Below are 11,732 nucleotides of genomic sequence, written 5' to 3'. Positions count from 1 at the left end.
GGCGCTCGGAGTGAACCGAGGGGTGCACGGGGGCGCGTTCGCCAGGACATCTGTTGGAACGATCAACGGGCGCATACCGTCGAAATACAGTCGAACCGGTGCACTGTGGCGGGGAGGTGCGCGGATGCCGGGGCGGGCCGCCGATGTCGACGATGCGCTGGTACGCATCTGTGATCTGGCCGGACGGCCGCGGGGAACGGGGTTTCTCGCCGACGGCGCCGGCACTCTTCTGACAAGTCATGAGGCCGTCGACGGCCTCGCCCGGCTCGTGCTGCACGCCCATGGCGACCAGACCGTGCTGGCCGAGGCGCACGCGGTCACCGCGCTGCCCGAACTCGGCCTGGCCCTCGTCGCGACCGAGGGACTGGCCGTGCGTCCGCTGCCGGTGGCCGGGTCCGGACCCGCGCACCCGGACGGCCGGGTGCGGCTGCGGGGGCGTACGTGGATGGACGCGGCGATCGTGGGCAGCACCCCGGTCACGTACACCGCGACCGACCGCTTCCACCTCCTGGACGAGGTGTACGAACTCGCGGTGGACCCCCTGCACCCGCAGGCCTCCGGGACGCCGGTGCTGGACGCCGAGACGGGCGCGGTGCTGGCGGTGGTCGTCACGGCGATGCAGGCGGGGCACCGCGCGAGCGGCTTCGCGGTGCCGCTGCGGCGGCGGGAAGGGCCGCTGGGCGAACTGCTGGCCCGGAACGCGGCCACCGTCCCGGCGTACGGGAGGCACCTCAACCTCGCGGGGGCGCTCCAACTCACGGCGACCTCGGTCGGCTCGGCGGCGGGGCCGCGCGCGTGGCGGGAGCCGGTGGACCGGCCCGGGACGGCGGAGGAGCTGGGACGATTCACGTCGGGCGGGGCCAACAGCGCGCTCGTGCTCGGCCTCGTCGGCGATCCCGGCTGCGGCCGTACGACCGAGCTCGCCGCACTCGCCGCCCGCCGCGCCGTCGGGGCCCAGCCCGAGCCCACCATCTGGCTGCGCGGCGCCGAACTCCGCCCGGGGGACGGCGGGGTGAAGGACGCGGTGGAACGGTCACTGCGTACCGCAGCCCGCATCGTGCACGCCGCGGCGGGCGGCACCGGTGAGCCGCCCGACGCCTCGCCGGACGCCGTCGCCCACCTCGCCCGGGTGTCGGGGCGGCCGCTGCTCGTCCTCCTCGACGGACCCGAGGAGATGCCGCCGGTGCTGGCGCACGCCCTGCCCGACTGGACCGCCGGCACCGCGAGTTGGCTGCGGGCGGCCGGCGTACGCCTGGTCGTGGCCTGCCGCGCCGAATACTGGGAGCAGGCGGGCACCCTCTTCCCCGCCGGTATGCCGTACGTCGCCGAGGATCCGTCGGGTGCCCGCGCCCTGCCGCCCTGCGTACGCCTCGGCGACCTGCCACCCGAGGAGGCCGGGCACGCCCGGGATCGCTACGGCATCCCCGCCGGGGCCTTGGCCGACGAGGACGCCGCGCACCCGCTGGCCCTGCGGCTGCTGTCGGAGGTGCGGGCCGCGCTGCCGGAGGCCTCCGCCATCGGGACGCCGAACCGGGCCGAGGTCTTCTCGGCGTACCTGGACCTGGTGTGCCTGCGGATCGCGGTGCGGCTGGCGGCGGCCGGTCAGGCCCGGGGGAGTGGCACGGCGGTGCGGCGGCTGGCGGCGCGGGTCGCCGGGCAGGCGCACGAGGCGGCCCGGCGGTGCCTGGGGCCGGGGCAGGGGGAGTTGGACCGGGAGTCCTTCGAGGAGCTGTTCCCGTGGCGCGAGGGCTGGGCGTCGGCGGTGCTCACGGAGGGGCTGGTGGTACCGGCGGGGGCCGGATACCGCTTCGCGCACGAGGAGTTCGCGGACTGGCTCCAGGGCCGCCACCTCGACCTGGACGCCGCCCTGTACGCCCTGGTCAGCCGCTGGTTCGCCGCGCCGGCCCCGGGCGCCCCGGGTTTCGCCGATTCCGCGGAGGCCCCCGTACGGCTTCCCTCGCGCCCCGGCTCGCCCGCCCGCCACGCCGCCGGCCCCCCGGTGCCGCCCGCCCCGCCACTGGCGCCGCCCGCCGCGCCGCGCGCACTCCCGGTGCCCCGGCACCGGATCGGGCCGGTCGTCGAGTCCCTCCTGCTGGCCGCGCGGGACTCCGGTCCCGCCGCACTCGGCCGCCGCCTGCGCGAGCTGGTCCGGGTCCTCGACCGTGCCGCCGCCGAGCCGACGGCGCCGGCCACGCCCGCCGATCCCCGCCGGGCCGACGCCGTGTGGTGGGCGGCCCACCTGCTGGGCGAGGTGCTGCTCCGGCTACCGGACGCCACCGCGTACCGGGGCGTGCTGCGGCTGCTGGCGGAGCGCGTCACCGCCCGCTCGGTCGAACGGGGCGGCTTCCCGGGCGGCTTCTCGGGCGGCCTCCCTGGCGGCCTCCCGGGGGAGGCGGATGGCGGCCTCGCCGAGTTCGGGCCCTGGTTCTGGCGCCGGCTCCGGCTTCCGCTCGCCGACCGGCTGGAGGTGCTCCGGCTGCTGCTGCCGGCCGACGCCCCGCCGTCCCCGGGGCCGGCGGGGGAGCGGTTCCTGACCGCCGCCGGGGAGCTGCTGGCCGCCGAGCCACGGGCGGCGATGCCCGTGCTGTGCGGGTGGTTCGACGACGAGCGGCCCTTGCAGGCGGCACCGGGGGGCGGGGGGCCGCGCCCCACCGTGGCGGCGGCCGCCCAGGCGTTGCTGCACACCCACCGGCAGCGGGCCGTGGACGACCTCACGGAGGCTCTGGTGGCCGCGGGCCATCCGCGCGCCGACGAACTGCTGGCGGCCCTGGCCGAGGACGAGCCGTCGGCGGTGTGCCGCGCCGTGGACCGGTGGGCGCACGAGGAGCGGCCCGAGCGCCACGTCGCCGCGACCTCGTACGGCCTGCGTGCCGCCCCGCACGTCACCTCGGGCGCCGACCGCGAGTTGCTCCGCTACGCCGCCCTCGCCATCCTGGGCCGTCCCGCCGACTGCACCCTGCACGGCGGTGCCCTGGCCCTCCTCGTACGCGACCCCGCCACCCGCTCCCGTCACCTGCCGGCCGCCCTCGCCCACTTCGCCGCCGGCGATACCCCGCTGCCGGCCAGCGCGCTCGCCGCCGCCCTCACCACGCACCCCGAACCGGTGCTGGCCGCCTTCCAGGCCCGGCTCCGCGAGCCCGGGGACGGCGCCGCCGAGGTGCTGCGCGCGCTGGCCGAGGTGACGACGCCCGCCCTCGCGCGCCGGGTCGCCGTCCTCGTACGCGATCACCTCGACCACCGTCCCGAAGGCGCCGTCCATGTGGCCGCCTACCTCGACCGGCGCCTGGAGCACGGGCCCAGCGCCCGTTCCGTGATCTTCCCGCTGGCCGTCGGCCTGCTCCGGGACCAGCCCCCTGAGGTGCGGCGAACCCTCGCCCCCGTACTGGCCGGGCCCGGCACCCACACCTCGCGCCCGCTGCGCCAGGAGCTCCTCGACGCCCTCCTGGACCACGAACGCGACCCCGCCGTCCTCGACGCCCTGCTGCGCGCCGCCGCCGACGGCTGCGCCCGCCGCCCCGCCCCCATGACCCGCGACCTCGTCCACCGCGTCGGACTGCTGCTCTGCCGTACGCCGGAGGGCGCGGCGTCCTTCGACCGGCGCCTGGTGCAGCTGGCCGTCGGCTCGCCGGGCTTCGCCCGCCAGGTGCGCGGCTGGCTGGCCACGGGCGGCGGCGGATGGGACGCGGTGATCGGGCCGAGCGCCCGCCGGATGTTCGAGCGGCTCGAGCCCGACCCCGGACCGCCTGCCGCGTTAGCCCGATGAAACACGGCCGGTTCCCGGGGGGACCCGGCGGCATGGCAGTCTTGGACCTGCAGATTGCCGAATGGAATGGCGAGGAGCGGTCACAGTGCAGCGCTGGCGGGGCTTGGAGGACGTTCCCAGGGACTGGGGGCGTAGCGTCGTCACCATCGGCTCGTACGACGGGGTCCACCGCGGCCACCAGCTGATCATTGGCCGCGCGGTCGAGCGGGCCCGTGAGCTGGGCCTCAAGTCGGTCGTCGTCACCTTCGACCCCCACCCCAGCGAGGTCGTACGCCCCGGCTCCCACCCCCCGCTGCTGGCCGCGCACCACCGCCGCGCGGAACTGATGGAGGGGCTCGGCGTCGACGCCCTGCTGATCCTTCCCTTCACCTCCGAGTTCTCCAAGCTCTCCCCGGGTGACTTCATCCGTACCGTCCTGGTCGATGCCCTGCACGCCAAGATCGTCGTCGAGGGCCCCAACTTCCGCTTCGGCCACAAGGCCGCCGGCGACGTCGAGTTCCTCACCGCCATGGGCCTCAAGTACGACTACGACGTCGACGTCGTCGACCTCTACGTCACCGGCGCCGCCGGTGCCGGCCTGCCCTTCTCCTCCACCCTCGCCCGCCGCCTCGTCGCCGAGGGCGACGTCGAGGGCGCCATGGAAATCCTCGGCCGCCCGCATCGTGTGGAGGGCGTCGTCGTCCGCGGCGCCCAGCGCGGCCGCGACCTCGGCTACCCCACCGCCAACGTCGAGACCCTCCCCCACACCGCCATCCCCGCCGACGGCGTCTACGCCGGCTGGCTCCACGTCAACGGCGAGGCCATGCCCGCCGCCATCTCCGTCGGCACCAACCCGACCTTCGACGGCACGGCCCGCACGGTCGAGGCCTACGCCATCGACCGCGTCGGCCTCGACCTGTACGGGCTCCACGTCGCCGTCGACTTCCTCGCCTACCTGCGCGGCATGGAGAAGTTCGACACGATCGACGCCCTGCTGGAGCGCATGGCGGACGACGTGAAGCGCGCCCGCGAGCTGGTCGACGCGCACGACGGAGCGTAAGCGCCACGCGCCAAAAGGGCCCGGCACCGCGATGCGCGGTGCCGGGCCCTTTTGGTTTGTGTACGGGCTAGACCGGCGGGGGTGACGGCGGGTAGCCGTAGCCGGGTTGGGGGTCGGCGGGGGGTTGTTGCTGCCAGCCGGGCGGGGGTTGCTGGCCGTAGCCGGGCTGCTGGGGAGGTTGCGGTTGGGGCTGGGCCTCCGGGGGTGGCGGGGGTTGCTGGGCCCAGCCCTGCTGCTGCTCGTACGGCTGCTGGGGCTGCTGGGGCGGATAACCCTGCTGGGGAGGCTGCTGAGCGTACGGGTCGTACTGCTGCTGGCCGTAGAGGCCCTGGGCCTGCTGGGCCCGGACCATGTCCTCGGCGACGAGGGCGGAGAGGTTGAAGTAGGCCTCGCGGGTCTTGGGGCGCATCATGTCGAGGTCGACCTCGGCGCCGGCGGCGAGGTGTTCGTCGAAGGGGACGACGATGACGCCGCGGCAGCGGGTCTCGAAGTGGGCGACGATGTCGTCGACCTTGATCATCTTGCCGGTCTCGCGGACACCGGAGATGACGGTGAGGCTGCGCTGGACCAGGTCGGCGTAGCCGTGCGCGCTCAGCCAGTCGAGCGTGGTGCTGGCACTGCTCGCGCCGTCGACGGACGGGGTGGAGATGATGATGAGCTGGTCGGCGAGGTCCAGGACGCCGCGCATGGCGCTGTAGAGCAGACCGGTGCCCGAGTCGGTGAGGATGATCGGGTACTGACGGCCGAGCAGGTCGATGGCGCGGCGGTAGTCCTCGTCGTTGAAGGTGGTGGAGACCGCCGGGTCGACGTCGTTGGCGATGATCTCCAGACCGGAGGACGCCTGCGAGGTGAAGCGGCGGATGTCCATGTAGCTGTGCAGATTGGGGAGATTCTGCACAAGGTCGCGGATGGTCGCGCCGGTCTCGCGGCGGACGCGGCGGCCGAGGGTGCCGGCGTCGGGGTTGGCGTCGATCGCGAGGATCTTGTCCTGGCGCTCGGACGCGAGGGTCGAGCCGAGGGCGGTGGTCGTGGTGGTCTTGCCGACACCGCCCTTGAGGCTGATCACCGCGATCCGGTAGCAGGACAGGACCGGAGTACGGATCAGCGCCAGCTTGCGCTCCCGCTCCTCCTGCTCCTTCTTCGCGCCGAGCTTGAACCTGCTGGGCTGGGCATTCGCCCCGGGCTTACGGGCCTTGGGCTGATTGCGCAGCAGACGGTCCGAGGACAGCTCGACGGCCGCCGTGTAGCCGAGCGGTGCGCCGGCGACGCCACGGTGCTGGCCCTGCTCGGGCACGGTGGGCCAGCCGCCACTGCGCGGGTCGACCGGCTGTTGGGGGCCGGCGACGGGCTGCGGAGCTTGCGGCTGCGGCTGTTGCTGCTGGGGCGGTGCCTGGGGGCCGGGCTGGGCCTGGGCCTGCTGGGGCTGGGGCTGGGGCTGGGGCTGCGGCGGCTGGGCCTGGGGCGGGATGGGCGCGCCGGGCTGGGGGTAGCCGTAGCCCGGCTGGGGCTGCGGCGGGTACTGCTGCTGCGGGGGCTGCGGCTGGCCGGCGTACTGCTGCGGCGGGTACGGCTGCGGCTGGGCCTGCGGCGGGACGGGTGCGCCGGGCTGCGGGTAGCCGTAACCGGGCGGCGGGGGCGGGACGTTGGGGCCGGGGGCGGGGTAGGGCTGCTGCGCCTGTTGCTGCTGGGGCGGCGGCCAGGCTGCGCCGGGGGCGGGCTGGCCGGGGCCGGGCTGGGGGTAGCCGTAACCGCCCGGCGGCTGCTGCTGGGGGTACGGCTCGGCGGGCGGGTAGCCCGGCGGCAGCGGCGGCACCGCGCCCTGGTCCGGGGCGGGCGGCTGCGGCTGACCCTGCGGAGGCGGACCCCACGGCGCGCCCTGGGCGGGGCTGCCGGGCTGGGGGTAGCCGTAACCGGGCGGCGGGGCCGGGGTGGTGGGCGCGACGGGCGGCATCGGGGCGGCGGGCTGCGGCTCGGGGGCAGGCTCCGCCGCGACCTCGGCGACGGGCTCGGCGACGGGCTCGGCGACCGGCTCCGCGGCAGGCTCGGGCTCCGGTTCGGCCTGGGGTTGCGGGGCCTCCTCGGCCGCCGCGGGCTCCGGGTCGTCCGACGCACCCCAGACCGACGCGGCGGGATCCGGCGCAGCCACGGTGGGCGCGGCCTGCTCAGGGCGGGAAACCGGAGCCGGAGCCGGTGCCTGGGCTGCCGGCGCCGGAGCGGGCGGCTCCTCCGACACGTTGGGCCGGAGCATCGGGAACCCGGGCGCACCGGCCGGCGGCGCGGCGGGCGCGGCCTGCGCAACGGGAGGAGCCGGAGGGGCGGGTTCGGACGCGGGCGTCGGCGCCGCCGGAGCCGGGGTGCCCCCAGTCGACAGCGGCTGCACGCCGCCCAACGGCACCGGCTGGCCCAGCGGTGGCGGGGGAGCCGGCGCGGACGATGCCGGCGGCGAGGACGATCCCGTATCGCCACCGGCACCACTTTGCTGCGTGTACCAAGCCGGAGGCGTGAAATCGATGCTGAATTCGCTCGTAAGCGGCTCTTCGCCCCGCTCGTCGTCGGGCACGTTCCCGTCCCGGTCGCTGCTCACTGTGCCTCCTGGTCAACTACTGCATTCCCCGTCGCGAGCGGCACAGCCGGATGGAGGGGGGATCATTCGGTCATTACGCCCGCAGGGCCGAACCATCCAATACCGCACCGGAGAAGTGCTCCTGCCGCTCGTAGGACAGCCTAATCATGCGGAGCACCAATACGGCAGGCCGGTGGGCAGCGCCCACCGGCCCGCACCGGCACCTTCCGGCCCGGCCGTGTCAGTCCATACGGCGCGGAGCGCCAAGCAGACCCGTCTCCGCGTCCGTGGGCTGCGTCATCACGAACTGCTGCCGTTCCCGCGTGCACCACAGCATCACGTTGTCGCCCAGTGTGGGAAGTGCGGCGGACACCTGACGCGGCAGCCGCAGCACCCGCGTGACGACCTCGGTCTCCTCCGGCGACAGCCGCTGCAGGCCGACCAGGTCCGCCCGGCCCAGCAGCCGGGGCGCGTCGGGTCCGAGGAAGGGCAGCAGCGTCAGCAGCGACTGCCACGGGCTCGGCGCCAGCAGGCTGCGCGGCGGCCGGGCACCGCAGTCGCGAACGACCAGCACCGGACTGGTCACCGACGGGCCCTGCGGCGCGATCTGCCGCACCTCATGGACCGTCACCGACTGCTGGCCGCCGCCCGCGGCCTGCGCCATCGGGCCCCAGGCCGGCGGCCGCGCGGTCTCCACCGCGACCCGGGCGCCCACGGCGACCGTACGCAGGGCGAGCAGTTGGGCGATCCACATGCTGCCGACCACGACGATGTCCAGCGGGGCCGGCCGGGCGATGCCGAGCACCGCGGGCTGGTTCTGCGGGTCGACGCCGATCACGACGCCGTCGTCACCCACCGGCACGGTCAGCCCGCCCAGCGACTGCTCCGGCAGCACGTGCTGGTCGCGGCGCGGGCCGCGCAGCCCGAAGCCCGGGCGCAGCCGTCGCACCGGGGCGAGCGGCGCCTCCTCCGGGCCTTGGGTCGGCAGGTGCGTGGGCCGCCCGGCGGCCTGCCCCGGCACCTGGCCGGGGAACCGCCCCTGCGCGGGGTCCTGGTTCCAGCCGCCGCCGGCGGGGGCGTACGTGGGCACGGACATCAGCGCGTACCTCCGAGGGGAAGCGTGGCCAGCAGACCGGGCAGCTGCTCGCGGTCCAGCCGTACGAGGCCGGCCCGCGCGGCACCGGAACGGCGCTCCAAATCGCGGCGGGCGGCGACGAGTTCGTTCTCGCTGCGCGCGGCGAGGCGTACGTAGCCGGACATTGCGGGGGAGTTGAGCGCGCCGCGCGAGGCGGTCAGCGCGAAGGTCGTCGCCATCACCGGCGTCGCGGTCAGCAGCGCCGCCAGATCGGCCAACTGCACGGCGCCGGGGCCGAGCTGGGGCCAGCTTCCGACCCAGTACGTGGTGTGCCAGCGGTCGTCGCAGCGCCAGGCCCGCACGGACTCCTGGGTGCGCCGGGCGGCCCGGCCGTTCTGCGAGGCCGCGTTGTTGGCCCGGGGGTTGATGCACGAGGCGATGCCGACCGCCGTGACGATCTCCCGCTCGTCGAGCACGCTCGCCCGGAAGCCCAGCCCGGTCAGCCGGCTCGCCAGCTGGTCGGTGGCCCGCAGCAGCGCCCGCTGGGCACCGCCGATGCCGCCGCCGCGCGCCTGGACGGCCTCGGCGCACAGCTCGGGGTCGAGCTTGAGCGCGACCCAGGTCAGCCGAACCGCCGGGGTCTGCGACTGCGCCTGCAGCGGCGCGTAGGAACGTACCGAGACCGCCTGCTCGGGCACGTGCGGCGCCGGGGCGGGCTGGGTGTACTGCACCAGCTGCACCGACTCCAGGTGGATGTCCTCCACGTCGAGTGCGGCGTGCAGCAGGTCCAGCGGCAGCGGCCGCGTCCCGCGCTGCGGGCGCAGCGGCTCGTCCGGCGCCTCCACCTGCACGATCGCGGTCAGGAAGGTGCCGTCGCCGACGAAGCCCACGGTCCGCTCGTCGCGGTCGGCGTAGGCGTACGTACGAAGCGCCGGATCGCACTCCACCGCCGGCACGAAGGCCGGGTCGGTGCCGTGCGGCGCCGGGTCCGAGCACTCCTTCTTGCGCCGCTTCATGGCCTGCACCGTGGCCATCCAATCCGGCATCGGGCGCTTGCGGCGACGGCCGAGGCCGAAGAACAGCAGCGCGATCGCGGCGACGGCGGTGATGCCGAGCGCGATCGGGTGGATCACCCAGCCCACCAGCAGCAGCGCCGCGGCGAGTTCGATGAAGACCAGCTGCTGCACCCGCACCGGGCCGACGCTCCCCGACCGCGTACGCAGTCTGGGCGCCACCGGGCCGGTACGGGTCGCAGGCGCCTGCTGTGTCGCAGGCCCACGACGTTGGTCCTGCTGGCCCTGTTGTGCGGCCTGCCTGCCGCCATGTCGGGTCCTGGTAGCGCTGGACATCCCCCGGTTTGCTCCTCTGCTGGTGTGCTGCCGATGTGCTGCTGGTGTGCTGTCGGTCAGCCGTCTCGGCTGGCGAACGCGTTCGCGGTACCCGTACCGTACGGGTCGATCACCACACGGCATAGTAGAGGGCCCGTCGGCCTAACGGCCGGGGGCGGGCCCCTGGTTGGCCGGGGTGCATCCGACGTACGGGCACCGACAAACGGGCATACGGGACACGGGGAGACAAGGCACCAATGACATCACGACGGGATGAGCTCAACGCGTACACGTTCGCGCGCAAGCGCACGATCGCCGCGTTTCTGAAGCCCCTGCCGAACGGTTCGGCCGACGACGCGCCCCGCCCCATGAAGGCGCTCCTGCCCGGCATCGTCGTCGGCGCGCTGATACTGGTCGCCTTCGGCGGCTACGGCATGATCAAGCCCAGCGCGCCCACCGGGTGGAACTCCCCCGGCGAGAAAGTCCTGGTGGGCAGCAAGTCCACCACGCGCTACGTCTACCTCGACTCCGGCAAGAAGGACAAGAACGGCAACGAGATCGACCTGCTGCACCCGGTCCTCAACCTCGCTTCCGCCCGCCTCCTCCTCGACCCCGCCAAGTACGAGGTGCTCAAGGTCGACGAGTCCGTTCTCGACGACCCCAAGATCCAGCACGGCCCCACCATCGGCATCCCGTACGCCCCCGACCGCCTGCCGGAGAAGGACGAGGCGGCCAAGAGCAAGGTCTGGGCGCTGTGCGAGCGGCCCGGCGCCGGCAGCGACAACAAGGCCCAGAAGGCCGTCTTCGTACTCGGCGGCAACGACAAGAAGGACGTCGAGAACAGCAACAAACTCAAGGCCAACCAGGCGCTGTTCATCCAGGCGCCCGGCGGCGGCTGGTACCTCGTCGACAACAGGGGCACCGCCTACCCGATCGGCAAGAGCTCCACGTACGACATGACGGCCGCGGAGAAGGACACCCTCCGCCGCGCGCTGTTCGGCAACTCCTCGCAGCCGCAGTCGGTCACCCAGGAGTTCATGGACACCCTGAACGTGGGGTCTCCCATTCTGTTCCCGACGATCGACGGGGCGGGCGGCACGTCGTCCGCCTCCGGCCTGCCCGCGGGGCACAAGACGATCGGCACCGTTCTGGTGGCCGACGACGCGGCCGGCAAGCAGCAGTACGTCGTCCTGAAGGACCGCCTCGCCCCGATCTCGAACTTCACCGCCCGGCTGCTCCTGCAGGGCCCCAACGCCCACCTGGCCTACGGGAACGTCAAGGCCGGGGCGATCGGGGTCAACACCGGTGACCTGGCCCCCGGCGCCGCCTTCCAGGACTCGATGTGGCCCAAGGAGGACCCGACCCAGGTCAACAACGCCGACGGCCGCAAGGTCTCCTGCAACGTCTTCTCCGGCTCCGGCGACTCCTCCGGCCACCCCGTCCTGAGCACCTGGGCCGGCACGGACTACCCCGAGCAGGTCTCCGACGGCGGTACGAGCGCGTACGTGACCCCCGGCAGCGGCATCCTCCTGCGCCGCGTCTCGTCGCTGAACACCAACATCGGCTCGGTCTTCCTCGTCACCGACACCGGCCTGCGCTACTCGGTGCCGTCCAACGGCGACAGCGACACCGCCGCCGCCAACACCATGTCCGCCTCAGGCTCCACGTCCACCTCGGCCGACCCGGCTCAGGACAACGCCCCGCAGAAGCGGCTCGGTTACGACGGCGTCACCGCCGTCCCGGTCCCGAACGCCTGGGCCGACCTGTTGGCGGCGGGCCCGACGCTGGACACGGCGAGCGCCAAGCAGCCCCAGAATCAGTGACGTTGGCGAATTCTGTGAAGACTTGTTGTGGCTCTGTCACAAGTGGCTCTCCCACTTGGGCGTTGTCACAGCGGATCGCTAGAGTGGTTTGAGGCATCAGACGTAGATGCTGCCGTATCGAATACGGACACGGGTTACGAG

Annotated in this window: 6 protein-coding genes; 3 read left to right on the top strand and 3 right to left on the bottom strand. The window is 74.3% G+C overall.

What is annotated here, in order from left to right:
- Nucleotides 1-124: 124 nt before the first annotated feature.
- Together ACFXJ5_RS31920 and ACFXJ5_RS31915 are read left to right on the top strand one after the other, a co-directional pair.
- The gene (locus tag ACFXJ5_RS31920) at nucleotides 125-3,763 is read left to right on the top strand and encodes a trypsin-like peptidase domain-containing protein (protein WP_384638810.1); all 3,639 of its coding nucleotides are present in this window, start codon (nucleotides 125-127) and stop codon (nucleotides 3,761-3,763) included.
- Nucleotides 3,764-3,848: 85 nt separating this feature from the next.
- Complete coding sequence (locus ACFXJ5_RS31915; RefSeq protein ID WP_384638807.1) at nucleotides 3,849-4,802, top strand: bifunctional riboflavin kinase/FAD synthetase; 954 nt, start codon at nucleotides 3,849-3,851, stop codon at nucleotides 4,800-4,802.
- 67 nt (nucleotides 4,803-4,869) lie between these two features.
- Here the strand turns inward: ACFXJ5_RS31915 and ACFXJ5_RS31910 are convergent, their stop codons facing one another.
- The 3 genes from ACFXJ5_RS31910 to eccE form a co-directional block, all read right to left on the bottom strand.
- Nucleotides 4,870-7,386 (bottom strand): SCO5717 family growth-regulating ATPase, encoded by a 2,517-nt coding sequence (locus ACFXJ5_RS31910; RefSeq protein ID WP_384638804.1) that lies wholly within the window; start codon nucleotides 7,384-7,386, stop codon nucleotides 4,870-4,872.
- A 220-nt stretch (nucleotides 7,387-7,606) separates the two neighbouring features.
- A complete protein-coding gene (locus tag ACFXJ5_RS31905) occupies nucleotides 7,607-8,461 on the bottom strand; it encodes a hypothetical protein (RefSeq protein WP_384638802.1) in 855 nt (284 codons plus the stop codon).
- Entirely contained in the window at nucleotides 8,461-9,789 is a 1,329-nt protein-coding gene (eccE, locus tag ACFXJ5_RS31900) for a type VII secretion protein EccE (RefSeq protein WP_384638799.1), read from the bottom strand. Before eccE ends, ACFXJ5_RS31905 begins: the two co-directional genes overlap by 1 nt.
- Before the next feature lie 236 nt (nucleotides 9,790-10,025).
- Here eccE and eccB point away from each other — a divergent pair, with 236 nt between their 5' ends.
- Complete coding sequence (eccB, locus tag ACFXJ5_RS31895) at nucleotides 10,026-11,591, top strand: type VII secretion protein EccB (protein WP_384638796.1); 1,566 nt, start codon at nucleotides 10,026-10,028, stop codon at nucleotides 11,589-11,591.
- Nucleotides 11,592-11,732: the final 141 nt, after the last annotated feature.

Origin of the sequence: Streptomyces sp. NPDC059373 (assembly GCF_042751495.1) — a bacterium.
Classification (GTDB): Bacteria; Actinomycetota; Actinomycetes; order Streptomycetales; family Streptomycetaceae; genus Actinacidiphila.
This window is presented reverse-complemented; position numbering and strand designations above follow the sequence as displayed.

Coding starts and splice junctions, on each gene's coding strand:
- ACFXJ5_RS31920 (WP_384638810.1), top strand. CDS start 125: ATGCCGGGGCGGGCCGCCGATGTCGACGATGCGCTGGTACGCATCTGT.
- ACFXJ5_RS31905 (WP_384638802.1), bottom strand. CDS start 8,461: ATGTCCGTGCCCACGTACGCCCCCGCCGGCGGCGGCTGGAACCAGGAC.
- eccE (WP_384638799.1), bottom strand. CDS start 9,789: ATGTCCAGCGCTACCAGGACCCGACATGGCGGCAGGCAGGCCGCACAA.
- eccB (WP_384638796.1), top strand. CDS start 10,026: ATGACATCACGACGGGATGAGCTCAACGCGTACACGTTCGCGCGCAAG.